At 43.0% G+C, this 20555-nt stretch carries 15 protein-coding genes, 2 tRNA genes, 3 rRNA genes and 1 pseudogene; 8 read left to right on the top strand and 13 right to left on the bottom strand.

Annotation, left to right across the window (positions count from 1 at the left end):
- Positions 1 to 136: 136 nt before the first annotated feature.
- The 5 genes and pseudogenes from LK453_RS05850 (at position 137) to LK453_RS05830 (ending at position 2711) form a co-directional block, all read left to right on the top strand.
- Positions 137 to 487: a hypothetical protein gene (locus LK453_RS05850; RefSeq protein ID WP_007395832.1), complete on the top strand. Its 351-nt coding sequence runs from the start codon at positions 137 to 139 to the stop codon at positions 485 to 487.
- Positions 488 to 587: 100 nt separating this feature from the next.
- A complete protein-coding gene (purC, locus tag LK453_RS05845) occupies positions 588 to 1307 on the top strand; it encodes a phosphoribosylaminoimidazolesuccinocarboxamide synthase (protein WP_007395833.1) in 720 nt (239 codons plus the stop codon).
- 279 nt (positions 1308 to 1586) lie between these two features.
- The gene (locus LK453_RS05840; protein WP_201541622.1) at positions 1587 to 1898 is read left to right on the top strand and encodes an IS630 transposase-related protein; all 312 of its coding nucleotides are present in this window, start codon (positions 1587 to 1589) and stop codon (positions 1896 to 1898) included.
- 184 nt (positions 1899 to 2082) lie between these two features.
- Positions 2083 to 2424: pseudogene (locus tag LK453_RS05835) on the top strand (transposase); the annotation flags it as partial.
- Positions 2425 to 2435: 11 nt separating this feature from the next.
- Positions 2436 to 2711, top strand: coding sequence for an NGG1p interacting factor NIF3 (locus LK453_RS05830; protein ID WP_320157811.1), 276 nt, complete (start codon positions 2436 to 2438; stop codon positions 2709 to 2711).
- A gap of 18 nt (positions 2712 to 2729) precedes the next feature.
- Here the strand turns inward: LK453_RS05830 and yjgA are convergent, their stop codons facing one another.
- The 13 genes from yjgA to LK453_RS05765 all read right to left on the bottom strand — a co-directional run bounded on the left by yjgA (position 2730) and on the right by LK453_RS05765 (position 16259).
- Positions 2730 to 3239 (bottom strand): ribosome biogenesis factor YjgA, encoded by a 510-nt coding sequence (gene yjgA, locus LK453_RS05825; protein WP_007395835.1) that lies wholly within the window; start codon positions 3237 to 3239, stop codon positions 2730 to 2732.
- A 94-nt stretch (positions 3240 to 3333) separates the two neighbouring features.
- Positions 3334 to 4278 carry an RNase adapter RapZ gene (gene rapZ, locus LK453_RS05820; RefSeq protein ID WP_007395836.1) on the bottom strand — a complete coding sequence of 315 codons (945 nt, stop codon included), beginning with the start codon at positions 4276 to 4278 and terminating at the stop codon, positions 3334 to 3336.
- A 168-nt stretch (positions 4279 to 4446) separates the two neighbouring features.
- A complete protein-coding gene (panC, locus tag LK453_RS05815; protein WP_201538453.1) occupies positions 4447 to 5313 on the bottom strand; it encodes a pantoate--beta-alanine ligase in 867 nt (288 codons plus the stop codon).
- Positions 5314 to 5416: 103 nt separating this feature from the next.
- Positions 5417 to 6229 (bottom strand): 3-methyl-2-oxobutanoate hydroxymethyltransferase, encoded by an 813-nt coding sequence (gene panB / locus LK453_RS05810; protein WP_201538455.1) that lies wholly within the window; start codon positions 6227 to 6229, stop codon positions 5417 to 5419.
- A 68-nt stretch (positions 6230 to 6297) separates the two neighbouring features.
- Complete coding sequence (folK, locus tag LK453_RS05805; protein WP_201538457.1) at positions 6298 to 6813, bottom strand: 2-amino-4-hydroxy-6-hydroxymethyldihydropteridine diphosphokinase; 516 nt, start codon at positions 6811 to 6813, stop codon at positions 6298 to 6300.
- Positions 6814 to 6843: 30 nt separating this feature from the next.
- The gene (gene pcnB / locus LK453_RS05800; protein WP_201538459.1) at positions 6844 to 8937 is read right to left on the bottom strand and encodes a polynucleotide adenylyltransferase PcnB; all 2094 of its coding nucleotides are present in this window, start codon (positions 8935 to 8937) and stop codon (positions 6844 to 6846) included.
- 145 nt (positions 8938 to 9082) lie between these two features.
- Positions 9083 to 9679, bottom strand: a complete 597-nt coding sequence (locus LK453_RS05795) for a rhomboid family intramembrane serine protease (RefSeq protein WP_201538461.1) — start codon at positions 9677 to 9679, stop codon at positions 9083 to 9085.
- A gap of 93 nt (positions 9680 to 9772) precedes the next feature.
- On the bottom strand, positions 9773 to 10768 hold the full coding sequence (locus tag LK453_RS05790; RefSeq protein WP_201538463.1) for a 5'-nucleotidase: 996 nt from the start codon (positions 10766 to 10768) through the stop codon (positions 9773 to 9775).
- 282 nt (positions 10769 to 11050) lie between these two features.
- Positions 11051 to 11164: ribosomal RNA gene (gene rrf / locus LK453_RS05785) — 5S ribosomal RNA — on the bottom strand.
- Between the two features lie 149 nt (positions 11165 to 11313).
- Positions 11314 to 14166: ribosomal RNA gene (locus LK453_RS05780) — 23S ribosomal RNA — on the bottom strand.
- Positions 14167 to 14497: 331 nt separating this feature from the next.
- Positions 14498 to 14573, bottom strand: a tRNA-Ala gene (locus LK453_RS05775).
- Positions 14574 to 14586: 13 nt separating this feature from the next.
- A tRNA-Ile gene (locus tag LK453_RS05770) sits at positions 14587 to 14663 on the bottom strand.
- A 61-nt stretch (positions 14664 to 14724) separates the two neighbouring features.
- Positions 14725 to 16259, bottom strand: a 16S ribosomal RNA gene (locus tag LK453_RS05765).
- Together the 16S, 23S and 5S rRNA genes with 2 tRNA genes alongside form the textbook arrangement of a ribosomal RNA operon.
- A gap of 774 nt (positions 16260 to 17033) precedes the next feature.
- Between LK453_RS05765 and LK453_RS05760 the strand changes: the two genes are divergently transcribed.
- The 3 genes from LK453_RS05760 (at position 17034) to infC (ending at position 20540) form a co-directional block, all read left to right on the top strand.
- Positions 17034 to 17888, top strand: coding sequence for a hypothetical protein (locus tag LK453_RS05760; RefSeq protein ID WP_201542259.1), 855 nt, complete (start codon positions 17034 to 17036; stop codon positions 17886 to 17888).
- 190 nt (positions 17889 to 18078) lie between these two features.
- Positions 18079 to 20013: a threonine--tRNA ligase gene (thrS, locus tag LK453_RS05755; protein ID WP_201530212.1), complete on the top strand. Its 1935-nt coding sequence runs from the start codon at positions 18079 to 18081 to the stop codon at positions 20011 to 20013.
- Positions 20014 to 20036: 23 nt separating this feature from the next.
- Positions 20037 to 20540 (top strand): translation initiation factor IF-3, encoded by a 504-nt coding sequence (infC, locus tag LK453_RS05750; protein WP_007395847.1) that lies wholly within the window; start codon positions 20037 to 20039, stop codon positions 20538 to 20540.
- Positions 20541 to 20555: the final 15 nt, after the last annotated feature.

Genomic DNA, 20555 nt, shown 5'->3' with positions numbered 1-20555 from the left:
CCGCCTATTGATTCGCAGTATTTTTGATTTCTATACTTTTGACTCTCAGTATTTCGACTCTTAGTATTTTTGAATACCAGCTATTTAACATTGAGAAATAAGTCACAATGTTTTTAGAGCTGACAAAGGATGACCCATGCACCATATTCAATTTGCAAAAAATTCACAGTCTTCAATCAAAACCAAATTGCTGACAGCAATTCAGGTAATGGTGATTGGTGCGACCAGCGTTGCTTTTTTATCAGGATGCCAAGCCACTAAAGGGGCATTCGGCCGTATTGATGATGGCAGCTTAGCTTATCAAAAATCAGAAAAGCTTGATCCTATTGAATTACCTGCCGATCAAGAAGCAGCTCCTTTTATTCCTCTTTACCCCACCCCAGCTGTGGGTGTAAATACACTTAAAACAGAAAACGAGTCGGGCAAGCGTTTTGAACTACCGCCTCCTTATCGTCAAGTGCCAACCAATAATAAAGCGGACCAATAACATCCGCTTTAACATTGGTTTTCCCACTCTACTCTTTTAAAACCCCCTTTAGTTACTCTGACAGATTTTGTCAGATAGCTATATGCATAGGACTTAAATCATGCAGCTTCAAAAACAAGACCTGCTTTACAAAGGCAAAGCCAAATCTGTTTATGAAACAGAAAATCCAGATTACTTAATCCTTCACTTCCGTGATGATACTTCTGCTTTTAACGGCGAGCGTATCGAGCAATTAGGTCGCAAAGGACAAGTCAATAACCGTTTCAATGCCTTCATTATGCAGAAGCTTGATGAAGCGGGTATCGAAACGCATTTTGAAAAGCAGCTTTCTGATGACGAAGTATTGGTTAAGCGTTTAGACATGATCCCTGTAGAATGCGTGGTACGTAACTTTGCGGCAGGTAGCTTAGTGCGTCGTCTTGGTCTAGAAGAAGGTCAAGCACTTACACCACCAACTTACGAATTGTTCTTCAAAGATGATGCCCTAGGCGACCCTATGGTAAATGAATCTTTATCAGTCGCTCTAGGCTGGGCCACACCTGAACAATTGGATAAAATGAAAGAACTTACTTTCAAAGTTAATGATGTGTTAAAAGAGTTATTTGATGCGGGCGGCTTAATGTTGGTTGACTTCAAACTTGAGTTTGGCGTATTCCAAGACCGTATTGTATTGGGTGACGAGTTTTCACCAGATGGTTGCCGTATCTGGGACAAAGAAACTAAGAAAAAATTAGACAAAGATCGCTTCCGTCAGAGCCTAGGTGACGTTATCGAATCTTATGAAGAAGTGGCTCAGCGTATTGGTGTGCCACTTAACTAATTAATTGGCTAAGTCTACTCTATAATACTTGGATAAAAAAAGCCGACTATGATTTAATCATAGTCGGCTTTGCTATATCTAAACCAAGCGATATTTAAAATAAGCGCTATCTAGAATAGTTTTTATCGCAAAATTGTGACCCATGCTTTATCTTAACGGCTATCTCCAGTTATATTGTTATCTCTAATCATAAGGTAAATAGGTATGTATAAACTTACTGTCTTTATTCCAGAGGCCAATCTATAGTCAAAGAACGAATAAAGTGGTACACTAAAACTTATGGCATATTCAAAAGACTACCGACAAATGATTCTTAGCAAACTTGACGAAGGCTACAGCTTTCGGGAGTTAGCCGAAGAGTATCAAATTAGCCCAACCAGTATACAAAACTGGAAGAAACGGCTTGAGCGCAAACAATGCAAACGAATCCCTAGTAAGATAGACAACGATGCCCTTATAGCAGATGTCAAAGCCTATCCTGATGACTATCATTATGAACGAGCAAGGCGATTTAACTGTAGCGACAGAGGCATAGGAAAAGCTCTCAAGCGTATCGGCATTACTCAAAAAAAAGACACTAAAACACCCTAAAGCAGATGACAATCTAAGGCGTCTATTTCTTGAACAACTGTCTGAGTTTGAAGAAAGCGATAGAGCTATTATTTATTTAGACGAAAGTGGTTTTAAGTCTCATGAGAATCGACCACACGGCTATTCCTATAAAGGCAAACCGTGCTTTGGCAGTTATAACTGACAACTAAAGAATCAAACTAATGCTATCGGTGCTATTCACAATAATCAACTATTCGCTATTGGCCTTTATGATTGTAATGTCAATGCCGACGTCTTCTATAGCTGGGTGACACAATTGCTACTGCCAAACCTACCTAAGAATAGCGTTGTTGTTATGGACAACGCCACCTTCCATAAAAGACTTGATATTCAAGAGCTTATTAATGATGCAGGACACTGTATTTTATGGCTACCACCTTATAGCCCAGATTTAAATCCCATCGAAAAAGCCTGGGCTTGGATCAAGCGTAAACGTAAAGACTGGCGTCTGCATTGTATCGATACTTTGTTCTTTTATTTTCTTTGGCTTTGTAACAGTTTATAAGTTCTTTCACTATAGAGCAAGTGAAACATGCTTTATTTGAAGCAGGGGCTGGCCATATCGGTAACTACTCTCATTGCTGTTGGCAAGTAAAAGGCACTGGACAATTCATGCCCATGGCAGGCAGCCAACCTCATATCGGTAAGCAAAATATCATTGAAGAAGTGCCCGAGTGGCGAGTAGAAATGGTGGTGGCTGAAGACAAAATAAACGACGTTATAAAAACATTAAAGCAGACGCACCCTTACGAGACGCCTGCTTATGATGTGATACAAGTGCTTGATATCTAAACTTAATCCAGCTGAGAACTAATCCAACTGAGTTAAGATAGCGACTTCTTTGATATAACTCATTAAGTCCGTTTCTGACTCTTGGAGTAGCTCGTCATCATTCGTGTGCTTTGCATATTCAATCCATAATAGAAGCTGATATAAACTATTACGCTCAGCTGCTTTGAACTGCTTACAAAACTGTTTTAAGGTGCCTTCATCATTGATATTTAAGCGCGTATACCAGCCTTCAATTTTGACTGCTTGCTCTTTACTAAAGCGAATCTGAAATAAGGCGTCTACTAAAGCATGACGATCTTCTTCACTAATCAGCTTACCTACTCGCTTAATTTGGCGATTACGAGCAGTGGCACTGGTAATATCAGCCAAAGCCATCAACTCAGCCAAAAAGTACTCTGTTGCTGGCAATTTCTTCATTTGCTTTTTCGATAATGCTGCCAAAGGCACAGACAGCTGTTGCAAACGCTCGTGCGCCTTCTTCAGCTCAGTGCGAGAGACTCGCATATCGTGTTCGGACCAATCAATCATAAAACTCTCAAATTATTAAACATAAAAATAGGGGGTGGCAGTAGTAAAAAGCAGCAGTTCACTGCTGTGCTTTGCTGATGTTCTTTAATGCCAATTAATGCCCCCAGTGTAATTTTTCACGGTGCTTCACCATAACCTTCAACTCATAAGGTAAGCTCTGTGACAATCTAGCAAACAGGGTTTCTGTCATAAATACTGAACGATGCTTACCGCCTGTACACCCAATAGCCACGGTTACTGTGTGACGGTTGTTATGTAAAAATTCAGGCAGCCAACGGTTCAAAAAAGTATAAATATCTTGCTGCATGTCATTTACTTCTGGAAACTGAGCAAAAAACTCAATTACCTCAGCATCTGTACCGGTCTTTACCCGTAATTCAGGATTCCAATGCGGATTAGGCAAAATACGTACATCAAAAACGAAATCAGCATCGATTGGAACACCAAATTTAAACCCAAAAGACAGCAAATTTACTGTGATTTGATTATCAATACCGACATACTCACGTACTCGCTCTTTGAGCTGATGGATATTAAGAGTACTGGTATCGACGATTATGTCGGCATTGCTAGAAATCGGCCCTAGTGTTTCAGTTTCTCTTTTAATAGCACTGGGTAAATTTTTGACATCGTATCTGTCCATCGCCATTAACGGGTGTACCCGGCGCGTGGCAGCAAAGCGGGCCACCAATACAGATTCTTGAGCAGTAAGATAAATAATTTTAACTTTGTCAGTCCCATAAGTGCTCAGCAACTGCTCATAGATATATTTAAAGTTAGCAGAATCCGCCGCTAAGGTTCGTATATCCACGCCTAACGCCAACTTACTGATATTACTGTCTTCCGTTAGCCTTTGAGCGGCAGCGGGTAGCAAAGATAAAGGCATATTATCAATCACGTAATAACCTAAATCTTCTAGAATATTAAGCACTGAGGTCTTACCTGAACCAGAACGACCTGAAACGATAAGTACTTCTACTGAGGATTGCGTCGGCATTAGCTGTTGTTTTGCTTCGACCTCTGACTGCATAGCAGACATACGGAAAACTCCCTACCCTATTATGAGGCTATAAATACTGCCATAAAAACAAAGAAATCCTGCTTTGAACTTTTATCACAATACCACACTTAAAAACACAAACCCACTGTACCCGTTAGTCTACAGTCTCAAGCTTTGCTGAAACTCTACGGCGAAAGTTAACGGTCGTTATTTGTTAACCACAACCTGTTGATTGTCTAGTAACCGCGCTTTACCTAGCCAAGCCGCTACTGCTATCACCCACTCTTGCGGTCCATTAAAATCCATAATTTCAGTCAAATCTTGATTCTTCACTGCTAAATAATCTACTTTGAAACCTTTAGCATTAATTTCTGCAATACTAGTATCAATAAGACTTTGTAATGACTCTATACTGTTGGCTTCTGCATTTTCTAATTTGACCGCCAAATCTAGGACAGCTTTATGAAGCTCTGGAGCTATCGCTCGCTCGTTGTCTGTCAAATACTGATTACGTGAAGACAATGCCAAACCATCTTCAGCTCGAACAATAGGGCCGCCGATAATCTGTATATCAAAGCTCAAATCACGCACCAATTGTTTAATAATAGCCAATTGCTGATAATCTTTTTCACCAAAGATAGCCACATCTGGCTGCACAATGTTGAATAACTTAGTAACCACAATTCCCACACCATCAAAGTGAGTAGGGCGTGATTGACCACACAGTTGCTGACTAATGCTACCTGCCAGCACTTGGGTAGGCGGTGGCATTATGGGATACATCTCTTCAACCGTCGGCGCAAAAATATAGTCCGCTTCTGCTTCTATAAGCTTTTGAGTATCGGCATTCAAGGTTCTGGGATAACTGTCCAAATCTTCACCAACACCAAACTGTGTGGGATTGACAAAGATACTGACCACCACAATATCCGCATGCTGCTTGGCCAACTTAACCAAAGAGATATGACCTTCATGCAAATTGCCCATGGTCGGAACTAAAGCTATTTTTTTATCGGCTCTTAACGGCTTAAGAGTATCACGTAGCGTTTTAATTGATTTAAAGGTGGTGGTCATACTGTTATCCAAAATAATCTTAACGAACCCAAACAGTTACTAAAATTAATGAGCTTTTCCAAATAAGATAGACTTTCTAAAAAAGCGATCCAACTAATGAGTACTAGGTGAATTGATGCTCAAGCTGAGGATAGCTCCCTTCTATGACGGACTTGTGAAATAAGGCAAAAGCCCCTTCTACACTACCGGCATATTCGCTGTTTTGGTTGCGTTCATCTGTTAGAAAGTCATGGACAAAGCGTGCCACTCTGCCTTGAGTCACTCCTAACATATCGTGCATAACCAGCACCTGACCATCTGTATCTGCCCCTGCCCCAATGCCAATGACCGGAACGCTAACGGACTCAGTAACCTTTTTGGCTAAAGCAGCTGGCACACATTCAATCAAAATCATCGCAGCGCCGGCTTCGACAACCGCTTTAACATCTGCCATTAATTTGGCAGCACTGTCTTCCGTTTTACCCTGTACTTTATAGCCCCCAAAGACATTTACCGACTGCGGGGTTAGACCTAAATGAACACAGATTGGGGTACCTGCGGCTGTTAAGGCAGCTACAATATCGACAAGCTCTGCTCCACCCTCAAGCTTCACAACTTGAGCGCCTGCTTGCATTACCTTCCTAGCATTGGCAATGGCATCTTCTAAAGTCACATAACTCATAAAAGGCAAATCTGCCAGAATTAAAGCATGCTTGTTACTACGGGCTACATTAGACGTATGATATACCATGTCTTCAACAGTCACTGGCAGTGTAGACTCATGCCCCTGCACTACCATGCCTAAGCTATCCCCGATCAAGATGGTATCTACTTCAGCATTTTGCATCATTTTTGCAAACATCGCATCATAGCAAGTCAGACAACTAAACTTACGACCATCTTTTTTGTATTTATTTAATGTGGATAAGGTAATCATAAAGGGCCACCTAAAGATAAGTAGGTAAATAACAAAGGCTATCAAAGTAAATATTGAAATCTAGCCGTCTAGGGCAGTCGAGTTAACCCCGTCCAATCCTGACTTTGCGCCAAATCAGTAATGGGTACCTTATTAATTGCAAGGGTAGGATTTAGCTCAGACAAAGGGATTAAAACGAAATTACGCTGTGTGATGCCAGGGTGTGGGACTTTTAGTGTCTCAGTATCTATAAACTCGTCTGCATACAACAACACATCCACATCTAAGCTGCGTTCTCCCCAATGACGCAATCGAACACGCTGGGCTTGCTGCTCTAATTGTTGACAAAAGCTCAGCAAATCATGCGGCGTCAATGTGGTATCGATTTCGACTACTGCATTAATGAAATCAGGCTGATCTTGTGGCCCCATGGGCTTAGAGGCATAAAGTGAAGAGGCTTTTACCTGCGTAATTCTAGGGTGAGCCTGTAAACTTTCAATAGCAGTTTGAATATGCTGACTCGGGGTACCAAGCTCATTGGTAAGATTTCCCCCCAAGCCAAGATAACAGCGTTTAGAGTTTTCGCTATTCGATACTTGCTCCATATTAACTTTTACCTTCACCCTAATAATAGACTACGACTGGCTTGTTTCGCTGGTCGCTCTTTCACTCACACTTAAGGTAGAGCTTGGCTCACGGCGACGGCGAGTGGCTGGCACTCGATCGCTTTTGGGTATAACTTTATCGGTAACAGCTGCCACAGCTTGTTTGGCTTTACTCTTCGACTTAGGCGCTTTAGCTTTGTCTTCAGCAAAATCCTTTACAGCTTCTGGCTTTGATTCTGGTAACTTCTCAGTATTAACAACTGCTTTACTCTGGTTCGCCTGTAGTCGTTCAGATTGAGACAACTCTTGGCTCGGTTCACGACGACGACGCTTACTAGGTATAGGCTCTGCCTTTGGCAATAGCACCACATCCTTCTTAACCACAAGCTGAGAAGAAACCACTTTTTCAGCACTGTGTTTAGTGGCACTATGAGACTTTGAAGACACTTTGGCTTTGGCGGGTGACTCACTTTGAGATGACTGCTGTTCTTTAATGGCAGTCGCTCGGTCTTTCTCAGTCTGCTTATTTATTTCAACTTGCTTGTCTATATCAGACTGCTGAGGCACTTGCTTGGCCATTTTGTCCGCATTAATAGTAAACAAAGGACTAGGCTGATTTTGCTTAGTCAACTGTTCACCCACCAACCTTCCTAATGAAAGCTTTTCAAGCTGTGCTCTTTCTTCGGCATAATGTTTGTCTTGAGTGGACAATGTCGCTGATTTTGAGTGACTATCTACTTTATGTTTAGGAGGCTTGGGTGCGTAGTCTATTCCGCTATTTGCCGTTTTAGGCGTCGTTGACTGTTGACCTAGGTCCGTATCAACCAAGCCATTTTTATCTTCCTGACGGTTGCGACTACGGCCGCGGTTACGACTTGACTTACTTGCCCCACGGCGACTGTCACCGGCGAAGTCATCAATAGCTTGCTGCTTTTGTTTCTCTGATAAAGTCTGATAGGTTTGCCACCACTCGCCCATACCATTGGTCGATTCAGACAACGGGTTCAACTCATCATCACACTGTTCACGCAATAATAAGAAGTCAAAAGCGGCTCTAAATCGAGGGTGTTCAGCCAATTGTGCAATTTGTTTCACACGTGGATTGGCAAGCTTAGGCTGAAGAATCCAAATATCACGGATAAACTGTTCAGCAAAACGCGGAATTGCTGTCTTAATACGCTGACGGTCAATAACTTTACTGGCCGCTTGTAGTTGTGCATCATGGAATGGCATGTTTTTCTTTTTAAACTTAGCCAGTTGATGCAGATAATTTTCCCATAGCAGCGCAGCATAGAAAAAGGCAGGATTAATACTTTTGCCCAAGGCAATACGCTTATCAGTATTAATCGCTACCTGATTCACCAATCGACTTGGCTGCTCAGGCGGATATATAATCAGATGGCGGATCGCACCATACTCAAATAAAAGAGGCAATAAAGGTACCAAATAACCGCCAGTAAACATCTTTTGCGATTCATCATACAATCTATGCGGAGAAACCTGATCTAATAATGCCCAATTATCATCATGAAACTGCTCTGACAAATCTGCGTCAAACTCAAAGCCCAATTTGGCCTTAAATCGCAAAGCACGCAGTAGACGAACCGGATCTTCTTCAATTCTAAGCGGGGCATGACCCAATAATCTTAGAGTTTTATTTTTGATATCGTCTAGTGCATCACAGAAATCATAGACCACGCCTTTTAAAGGCTCATAATACATGGCATTGATTGAGAAGTCGCGGCGGGCAAAATCTTGATGGATGTCACCCCAGACATTATCGCGGACAATCATACCATCACTGGTGGTATGTGCGTCACCACTCGGTGGCGCACGAAAAGTGGCCACTTCAATCATGTCGCGGCCTGAATACACATGTGCTAACTGAAAACGACGCCCAATAATACGGCAACGCTTGCCAAACAAGTCTTTCACTTCATGCGGTCTTGCATCAGTTACGGCATCAAAATCTTTTGGATTTAATCCTAAAAGTGTGTCACGGACCCCACCACCAACAATATACGCGTCGAAACCCGCTTTACTTAGCGTGGCTATAACTTCAATTATCGAATTGGGTAAATCCGCCTTACTTAACCCTAACTGCTTGGCTGAACGTTCTGCCATGCATCTACTCCCTACAAACTAACAAAAGCCTACCATTATCCGCCAAAATCTAGGATGGATAATACAAGGCATATATAAGTGCTAGTGTAACAAATTTTCAAGGTTGATGCCCAACATACTCAACCTTAACGATATTAATACTGGCTTAATTACCTTTAGTATAATAATGTTTTGAGTTTGCCCCAATTAATAAACCCACACACAGTCCGCCAAAATGAGCAGCGAACGAAATACCTGATTGTGGCATTAGCCCTTCTTTTAAGATAAACCAGTAGCTGGCACCCATTATTATGCACGCCAACAAATAACCCCAACGTTTTGCAAAAACTGCACCACCTACCATATAGCCGAGCATTGCGAATATCAGTCCTGATGCCCCAATATGTATAGAAAAGGGAGAGCCTAATCCCCATGTCATTAGGCCAGAACCAAGAATAAGCTTCACTATGGTGCGATAGGCATTACGTTCAAACAACCCGAATAAAAATAATATTTGTACCAAAATAAGTGAATTGCCCATCAAATGTGCAAAATTCCCATGCATGGTCCAAGAGGCTGTTACCCCTATTAAGCTATTTAAACTTAAGGTACGTGGAATAATCCCCAACGCATTCCAGTAATTAAATAATACGGTGCTGTTTAAAAAATACATTACCCATATGGGAATTAACACAAAACCATAAAGCCCCACTACTTGGCCAATACGGTGCTTAATCAAGTTAAATATTTTCTGCCAGTTCATAATGGTCGCCATAGAATAGGGCTTGCCCTATTGTCATTAGATACGAGTCAGTCGTCTTACCCTAGCCCAATCCAAGTAGAAAGCACCACAGCGTTAGCTGTCTATTGGCGTCCAAGTGTGCTTGTATAGCTTAGAAGTAGAATGATAAGGGACCAAAGCAGTAGGTACATAATTTCTCGCTGCATCAATATGTTGTATCGAATCATCAAAGAAAATATGCGGGGCAAAGGTTTTTAGAACAGAAGTTTTCTCGAGACCGCCTAAGAAAAACGCCACATCTACTGAAACGCCCCACTGCCGCAAGGTTTTGATAGCCCGTAAGTCAGCGGGCGCATTTCGGGCGGTTACTAAAGCAATTTGAATGGGCTGAAAATCTTCTAGATGAGGCAACCTTGCTTGTAAGTGTGACAGCTTTATCAATAAATCAGCATACGGACCTTTCTCAATAGGCAGGTCTGCCATCATTGCTTCCCTATCGTGAAATGCTTTTAATCCTTTTTGTTTATACAGCAATTCCCCAGAATCATCAAATAGTACTGCATCGCCATCAAAAGCAATACGCAGTTGATCCGTATCTAATTTAAAGGTATTAACCGGTGTGGCATCTAAAATAGCACAGGCGCAAATCTGAGCATCGGCAACACTTTGTGCGTCCTCTCGATTGGTGGTTAAAAATAAATCTACTTTGAAATCAGCAATATAATCAGCAACCTGACCACCAGAGATAAATGCTGAACGGGTAATACATAAGCCACGTTGACGAATGGCGTTTAATACTCGAATCCCAGTTTCGGGGCAACTTTTCGAGATAATGACCACTTCCACTAATGGGGCATTTTTTTCATAACTGTCTTCAGAAGTTGTTTCCACACAGTTATTGAGATTTAATATGGCTTGAATTAACGGGTATCCGGCACCTATTTCTAAAGGGTCGTTCTCATGTTGTTGCATATACTCGCGAAACAACTTTGTTGCTTCTTTAGGGTTTTCCTTAAGCTGTTGTTCACGATATTGCTCTGATTCTGTTAAATCAAAAAGTGCGGTAGCAGAGATTGCAACGATAAGGGTATTAGATAAGTCGATGGACATTGAATATAGACCAAATAGATAAAATGAAGTAAAAAGCTTAAAATTTAGCCAGTCAGATAGTCCTCAATTATATAGACTAAGGCGGGATAATCAGTTTAATTATGTTTCTTCTATTATTGAGTAGCTATTATTTAGCTTTTTGGACAGTGCGATATATATTTAAGGTCATTAGCCAATAAATAAGCCATATTATCAAAGCAAATAGTATGGCTAGCCAATTAAAAACCCAGACATAAAAAAAGCCCCCATTCAGAAATGAATGGGGGCTTTTAAGGTATAGGGAGCTGACGATGACCTACTCTCACATGGGCGAACCACACTACCATTGGCGCAACGATGTTTCACTTCTGAGTTCGAGAAGGGATCAGGTGGTTCCATCGTGCTATTGTCGTCAGCAAAGGGGGTATAGATATGAGTTGGTTAAGCTATTAGCTCAACTTTGTTTGACTATTATATCAGAACCTGAATCAATATATTATCAGGGTGATATCGAAATAATTATAGCTTGCTCTTTATAAGGAGCTACAAAACCACTTGGGTGTTGTATGGTCAAGCCAAACGAGCAATTAGTACAGGTTAGCTACACGCATCACTGCGCTTCCACACCCTGCCTATCAACGTCCTAGTCTTGAACGGCTCTTAAGGGAAATCTAATCTTGAGGTTGGCTTCCCGCTTAGATGCTTTCAGCGGTTATCCAATCCGAACGTAGCTACCGGGCAATGCCATTGGCATGACAACCCGAACACCAGCGGTTCGTCCACTCTGGTCCTCTCGTACTAGGAGCAGATCCTCTCAAATTTCCAACGCCCACGGTAGATAGGGACCGAACTGTCTCACGACGTTCTAAACCCAGCTCGCGTACCTCTTTAAATGGCGAACAGCCATACCCTTAGGACCTGCTTCAGCCCTAGGATGAGATGAGCCGACATCGAGGTGCCAAACACCGCCGTCGATATGAACTCTTGGGCGGTATCAGCCTGTTATCCCCAGAGTACCTTTTATCCGTTGAGCGATGGCCCTTCCATACAGAACCACCGGATCACTAAGACCTACTTTCGTACCTGCTCGACTTGTGGGTCTCGCAGTTAAGCGCGCTTTTGCCTTTATACTCTATGAACGATTTCCGACCGTTCTGAGCGCACCTTCGTACTCCTCCGTTACTCTTTAGGAGGAGACCGCCCCAGTCAAACTACCCACCATACATTGTCCTCGGTATTGTTATACCTGAGTTAGAACCCCAACATGACCAGGGTGGTATTTCAAGGATGGCTCCACAAATACTGGCGTATCTGCTTCAAAGCCTCCCACCTATCCTGCACAAGTCAGGTCAAAGTTCAATGTAAAGCTGTAGTAAAGGTTCACGGGGTCTTTCCGTCTAGCCGCGGGTACACAGCATCTTCACTGCGATTTCGATTTCACTGAGTCTCTGCTGGAGACAGCGCTGCCATCATTATGCCATTCGTGCAGGTCGGAACTTACCCGACAAGGAATTTCGCTACCTTAGGACCGTTATAGTTACGGCCGCCGTTTACTGGGGCTTCGATCAAGACCTTCGCATACGCTAAGCCCATCAATTAACCTTCCAGCACCGGGCAGGCATCACACCCTATACGTCCACTTTCGTGTTTGCAGAGTGCTGTGTTTTTAATAAACAGTTGCAGCAGCCTGGTATCTGCGACTGCTAGAAGCTTACGGAGCAAGTCCTTCACCTCCAGCAGCGTACCTTCTCCCGAAGTTACGGTACCATTTTGCCTAGTTCCTTCAGCAGAGTTCTCTCAAGCGCCTTGGTATTCTCTACCTGATCACCTGTGTCGGTTTAGGGTACGATTCGTTTATGACTATAGTTTAGAAGCTTTTCCTGGAAGCATGGTATTTGCCACTTCGCTGTACAAGTACAGCTTGCTATCAGATCTCAGTATTAACAGCCCGGATTTGCCTAAGCCGTCTACCTACATCCTTCCACCTGGACAACCATCGCCAGGCTGGCATAACCTTCTCCGTCCCTCCATCACATCATAAACAAGTATCGGAATATTAACCGATTTCCCATCGACTACGCCTTTCGGCCTCGCCTTAGGGGTCGACTCACCCAGCCCCGATTAACGTTGGACTGGAACCCTTGATCTTCCGGCGTGCGAGCTTTTCACTCGCATTATCGTTACTCACGTCAGCATTCGCTCTTGTGATACCTCCAGCATACCTTACGATACACCTTCACAGGCTTACACAACGCTCCCCTACCACTTGAAACAATTTTCAAATCCGCAGCTTCGGCTCCTAGTTTGAGCCCCGTTACATCTTCCGCGCGGGCCGACTCGACTAGTGAGCTATTACGCTTTCTTTAAAGGATGGCTGCTTCTAAGCCAACCTCCTAGCTGTCTATGCCTTCCCACTTCGTTTCCCACTTAACTAGGAATTTGGGGCCTTAGCTGGCGGTCTGGGTTGTTTCCCTCTCCACGACGGACGTTAGCACCCGCCGTGTGTCTCCCGGATATCACTCATCGGTATTCGGAGTTTGCATCGGTTTGGTAAGTCGGTATGACCCCCTAGCCGAAACAGTGCTCTACCCCCAATGGTGTTCGTCCGAGGCGCTACCTAAATAGCTTTCGGGGAGAACCAGCTATCACCGAGTTTGATTAGCCTTTCACCCCTATCCACAAGTCATCCCCTGGCTTTTCAACGACAGTGGGTTCGGTCCTCCGGTGCCTGTTACGGCACTTTCAACCTGCTCATGGATAGATCACTCGGTTTCGGGTCTATACCCTGCAACTATACGCCCTATTAAGACTCGGTTTCCCTACGGCTCCCCTAACGGTTAACCTTGCTACAGAATATAAGTCGCTGACCCATTATACAAAAGGTACGCGGTCACCCAACAAGTGGGCTCCCACTGCTTGTACGCACACGGTTTCAGGTTCTATTTCACTCCCCTCACAGGGGTTCTTTTCGCCTTTCCCTCACGGTACTGGTTCACTATCGGTCAGTCAGGAGTATTTAGCCTTGGAGGATGGTCCCCCCATCTTCATACAGAATTTCTCGTGTTCCGCACTACTTAATATGCTTCATTATATGTTTCGAATACGGGGCTATCACCCACTATGGCCAGTTTTCCCACACTGTTCTTCTACATATAAATCCGTCGGCTCCTCCCCGTTCGCTCGCCGCTACTAGGGGAATCTCTATTGATGTCTTTTCCTAAGGGTACTGAGATGTTTCACTTCCCCTCGTTCGCTTACTAATAAATTAGTATACCTAGCTTACGCTAAGTGGGTTTCCCCATTCAGAAATCTCCGGATCACAGGATATTGCCGCCTCCCCGAAGCTTATCGCAGGCTGTCACGTCTTTCATCGCCTCTGACTGCCAAGGCATCCACCATGTGCGCTTAATTACTTGACCATACAACCCCAAAGGGTCTTTAGTCTGTAATTATAACGATATCACCTTGATAATTTACGCTTGATTCAGTTCTCTTTACTTTGATAACCAACCCCTTGGGATAACAACTGATGTCATTAAAAGGTTGGTTATCTGGTTAGACAATGGCTCAGTGAATGATTCATCGTCTAACCGTATATTACAACTCATATCTATGTTTTTAAATAGTAATAACGTCTTCATCAGATCGTCATATATTTTCTGTATAAAACAGAAGTAAGTAATCATTACCTTCATTATAAAGATGAATCACTTAATTCTATTTTATCTACTCTTAATCCGTAATCCAATATGGTGGAGCCAAGGAGAGTCGAACTCCTGACCTCCTGCGTGCAAGGCAGGCGCTCTACCAACTGAGCTATGGCCCCGTATCGGGATAAGTGGTGGGTCTGATAAGACTTGAACTTATGACCCCCGCGTTATCAACACGGTGCTCTAACCAGCTGAGCTACAGACCCTTAAGAGCTTGCTAAATCAAAGAACAACTTGTTGTGAATTCTTGCTGACCGAATGCGTCAATAAGGAGGTGATCCAGCCGCAGGTTCCCCTACGGCTACCTTGTTACGACTTCACCCCAGTCATCGACCACACCGTGGTGAGCGCCCTCTAAAAGTTAGGCTACCCACTTCTGGTGCAATCAACTCCCATGGTGTGACGGGCGGTGTGTACAAGGCCCGGGAACGTATTCACCGCGGCATTCTGATCCGCGATTACTAGCGATTCCGACTTCATGGAGTCGAGTTGCAGACTCCAATCTGGACTACGATAGGCTTTTTGAGATTCGCATCACATCGCTGTGTAGCAGCCCTCTGTACCTACCATTGTAGCACGTGTGTAGCCCTGGTCGTAAGGGCCATGATGACTTGACGTCGTCCCCGCCTTCCTCCAGTTTGTCACTGGCAGTATCCTTAGAGTCCCCGGCCAAACCGCTGGTAACTAAGGAAAAGGGTTGCGCTCGTTGCGGGACTTAACCCAACATCTCACGACACGAGCTGACGACAGCCATGCAGCACCTGTATTCTAATTCCCGAAGGCACTCCCGCATCTCTGCAGGATTCTAGATATGTCAAGACCAGGTAAGGTTCTTCGCGTTGCATCGAATTAAACCACATGCTCCACCGCTTGTGCGGGCCCCCGTCAATTCATTTGAGTTTTAACCTTGCGGCCGTACTCCCCAGGCGGTCTACTTATTGCGTTAGCTGCGTCACTAAGGAATCAAGTTCCCCAACGACTAGTAGACATCGTTTACGGCGTGGACTACCAGGGTATCTAATCCTGTTTGCTACCCACGCTTTCGAACCTCAGTGTCAGTATGATGCCAGGAGGCTGCCTTCGCCATCGGTATTCCTTCAGATCTCTACGCATTTCACCGCTACACCTGAAATTCTACCTCCCTCTCACCTACTCTAGCCCAACAGTATCAGATGCAGTTCCCAGGTTAAGCCCGGGGATTTCACATCTGACTTATTAAGCCACCTACGCTCGCTTTACGCCCAGTAATTCCGATTAACGCTTGCACCCTCTGTATTACCGCGGCTGCTGGCACAGAGTTAGCCGGTGCTTATTCTGCAGCTAATGTCATCGTCTATGGGTATTAACCATAGAGTCTTCTTCACTGCTTAAAGTGCTTTACAACCAAAAGGCCTTCTTCACACACGCGGCATGGCTGGATCAGGGTTGCCCCCATTGTCCAATATTCCCCACTGCTGCCTCCCGTAGGAGTCCGGGCCGTGTCTCAGTCCCGGTGTGGCTGATCATCCTCTCAGACCAGCTACAGATCGTCGCCTTGGTAGGCCTTTACCCCACCAACTAGCTAATCCGACTTAGGCTCATCCAATAGCGAGAGCGCAAGCGCCCCCTTTTCCCCGTAGGGTGTATGCGGTATTAATACGAGTTTCCCCGTGCTATCCCCCACTACTGGGCAGATTCCTAAGTATTACTCACCCGTCCGCCGCTCGTCAGCAAGAAGCAAGCTTCTCCTGTTACCGCTCGACTTGCATGTGTTAAGCCTGCCGCCAGCGTTCAATCTGAGCCATGATCAAACTCTTCAGTTTAATCTTGCTATGAAGTCCTTTAAAGAGACTTCTAAACTTGGCTCATTCAATACTAGCAAATTGCTTTTCCGTATGTTTCATATAATGAATTAACTTCGAGTTTCTCTACTAATAAAGAATGATAATTTTTATAGTTAGTCCTCATCCCGAAAAGAGATAAGCCCAACTTTAATTTTTAGCATTCTAAATCAGCAAAAATCCACACAAGTTGTTCTTTGATTTTAGCTTTTAAATAGTTGACTTAGTACGTCGTCCGTATTAAGTTGTGCTATTAAAGGATACTCTATCTTCAATTCGAAGATTGGTTAGCCTTAGTAGCGAGCCGTCTAGTATATCTTATTCAAAATATTTGTCAACAGCTTTTTTAAATTCTTTATCAAGTCATCGTAATCAAACCAAAGACCGAAGTCAATATTCATTAACTACGTTGTCCCGATGAGGTGCGTATTATACGCGTTTTGTATCTGGTGTCAAGGGTTTGTTTTGTTTTATTTGAAAATTGTTTATCAAACTCATTTCAAACAACATTCACAAATTAGCCAAAACATACCATTAAATACTTGTTTTACATCAAGTTTTAATTTAGATGATTGGGCTTTGTTCTTAACAGATGGCTAGTATATAGTGTTTTTTGTAAGCGTCAAGGCATTTTACTACTTTTAATGACTTACTTTATTAACCCTAAAGCTATAAACTTTAAAGCTTTATTTTTATAGTACTCTGCTTGAATCTACATTCAACGATATACTTCTGACCTTGATAAGTACTTTATATATGACTCTACCCTTACCTCACCTCATGGATTTATCTAAATCTAACTCTAATCACAACCAGTTTTCTACTAAGCTAGCACCCAATGAGCAACCTTATCCCCAGGATACGCTTCTACATGATACTTATCTAAAGGATGCTTATTTGACTCTACCACGACATATTAGAGAAGCTCTTTTAGACAATAGCCGCGTAATATTTGTTGCTAACAACCCTTCTATTACTACAAATGATTTAGATCAAACGCTACAGAAAGGCGATATTGTGGTCTTATTTAACCATTTTATTCAAGCAGAGTATTTCGCTCATAGTCCATTAGCAGCGCAGCTGACTAAACTACTGTTCTTTAGACAAATTGGTGACAGCCGTATCCACTTCGGATTACCTCCGCGCCATAATAATATAACTATTATTGAGCAGATGCTTAAAGATAATAAGGTAGGCTTCTTGTTCGGTAATGATAGGTATCATTTTCCGACACTAGCGGACGATCCCAGTCCTGATGACGATCCTATTGATGATACTGTAACGCTTGAGCTGAGCGATTCATTGAGTGCAGCGATTAAAAACGCTCATTATTCTAGTATCTTACCCGACACGCATCCTGTAGTTGCAGATTATCCTATTTATGAACATATTCATTCGTCGGCACCCTCTTCAGGGTTTTTGATATATCGTCTGATGCTGGCTATTAAAACCTATTTGTTACAATATCATGGGCATCAACTGCAACTGGCCCTTTTGGGCTTTAATGACGATGAAAAAACGGATTATTTCTGGTCTGGTCATAATTGGGTGTTTGAGAGGCAAGAGATGGCAAATCCCCCTGAGAACGTTACTCTCATTAAAGTAGGATAAGCTACTAAAAACCGCGGATATATAGAAATAAAGACGTGTTTTGAAAAATCCTTTATAATAGTGGGAATAGCGACTATTTAGCTGGCTTTTAAGTCGGTTTTTTTGTTTAACGGTTGTATTTATTATTATCATCACAATTATTATATGATGATTTCTTTGTTTGCGTTATAGATTATTTGGATTTGAGATTATGGTTGCAATTACTTTACCTGATGGCAGTGTAAAAGAGTTTGACGGTGCGACAACAGTCATGCAAGTCGCAGAAAGCATAGGTCCAGGCCTTGCTAAAGCAACAGTTGCAGGACGTGTGGATGGTAAGCTTGTCGATGCAAGCGATCCAATTACCCATGACGCAAAAATTGAGATTGTGACCCCTAAAGATGCAGATGGTGTCGACATCATTCGTCACTCTTGCGCTCATTTATTGGGCCATGCGGTAAAACAGTTGTATCCAGACGTTAAAATGGTTATTGGTCCTGTCATCGAAGAAGGTTTTTACTACGATATCTTTAGTGAAACGCCATTCACACCTGATGATATGTCAGCGATCGAAAAACGTATGGCAGAGCTGATTAAGCAAAACTATGACGTTATTAAAAAAATGACTCCGCGTGACGAAGCGATCAGAATCTTTAAAGAACGTAATGAAGATTATAAGCTGAAGCTTATCAATGACATGCCAGAAGAAAAAGAGTTTGGCCTATATTTCCACCAAGAATACGTCGATATGTGCCGTGGTCCACACGTGCCTAACACTCGTTTCTTAAAAGTATTTAAGCTTACCAAGATGAGTGGTGCTTACTGGCGTGGTGATGCCAAAAATGAACAGCTTCAACGTATTTATGGTACGGCTTGGGCAGATAAGAAAGACTTACAAGCTTATATTACCCGCATTGAAGAAGCTGAAAAGCGTGATCACCGTAAGATTGGTCGTCAGCTAAACCTATTCCATATGCAAGAGCAGTCACCAGGCATGGTATTCTGGCATCCAAATGGCTGGACTATCTATCAAGTACTTGAGCAATACATGCGTAAAGTACAAAAAGACAATGGCTATCAAGAAATTAAAACGCCGCAAATCGTTGATAGAAGCCTGTGGGAAAAGTCGGGACATTGGGGTAACTATGCGACCAATATGTTCACCACTTCAAGTGAAAGCCGCGATTATGCGGTTAAACCAATGAACTGTCCTTGTCACGTGCAAGTGTTCAATCAAGGCTTAAAGTCTTACCGTGAGCTGCCTATTCGCTTAGCAGAATTTGGTTCATGTCATCGTAATGAACCATCAGGCTCATTACACGGTCTAATGCGTGTTCGCGGCTTTACTCAAGATGATGCTCACATCTTCTGTACTCAAGCACAGATTCAAGAAGAAGTGGCTAATTTCATTAAGCTGACACTGGATGTTTATAAAGACTTTGGTTTCGACCAAATCGATATGAAACTGTCTACCCGTCCAGAAAAGCGTGTGGGTACTGATGAGTCTTGGGACATCGCTGAGAAAGCACTTGCGGAAGCACTGGATAGTTCAGGTCTTGAGTGGGAGTATCTACCTGGTGAAGGCGCATTCTACGGACCAAAAATTGAATTTAGTTTAAAAGATAGCTTGGGTCGTGTTTGGCAGTGCGGTACTATTCAGGTAGACCCTAACATGCCAGAACGCTTAGACGCTGAATTTGTGAACGAAAATAATGAACGTGAAACCCCTATTATGCTGCATCGCGCCATCTTAGGTTCATTCGAGCGTTTCTTAGGTATGTTAATTGAACACTATGCAGGTTGGATGCCAGTATGGCTTGCCCCACAGCAAGTTGTGGTCATGAACATTACCGATAAGCAGTCAGAAGCTTGTCAAAACGTGGTCGCTGAGCTACAAAATGCAGGTTTGCGTGCTATTAGTGACTTGCGTAATGAAAAAATTGGATTTAAGATACGAGAAAGAACATTAGAACGTATCCCCTATATGCTAGTATTAGGGGATAAGGAAGTTGAGTCAGGACAAGTCAACGTACGTACTCGTGAAGGCGAGAACCTTGGCGTAATGTCTGTGGCTGACTTTATAGAATTAGTACAGAAAGCTGTCGATCAAAAAGGTCGACTACAACCTAAAACTGATGAGGAGTAATACCTATTAAACAGTCAAACCGTTTGAACATCAACGAAGAGATTCAGCAAAAAGAAGTTCGTCTTGTTAAAGAAGATGGCGAACAAATGGGCGTTGTCGATATTGAAACTGCCCGTAAAGCGGCTCGTGATGACAATCTAGATTTGGTTGAATTGGTACCGGATGCTAAACCGCCTGTTTGTAAGATCATGGACTACAAGCGTTACTTGTATGACCAAAAGCAGAAGGCGAAAGAAGCTAAGAAAAACCAAAAGCAAACTCAGCTTAAAGAGATGAAACTACGTCCAAGTACGGATGAAGCCGATTACCAGGTAAAACTGCGTAAAATTATCAGCTTCTTGGAAGATCAGGATAAGGTTAAAGTAACCATCCGCTTCCGTGGCCGTGAAATGGCTCACCAAGATCTTGGTCGCCAGCAGCTTGAACGTATCATTGAAGATACAGCTGAAATCTCAAATGTCGAACAACATCCTAAGATGGAAGGTCGTCAAATGGGTATGCTACTTGGCCCAACACGTAAGAAATAAGCTGATCGGGATAGC

Source organism: Psychrobacter sanguinis, from assembly GCF_020736705.1.
Taxonomy (GTDB): domain Bacteria; phylum Pseudomonadota; class Gammaproteobacteria; order Pseudomonadales; family Moraxellaceae; genus Psychrobacter; species Psychrobacter sanguinis.
Note: the sequence above shows the minus strand (reverse complement) of the source record. Positions and strands in the feature narration are given on the sequence as shown.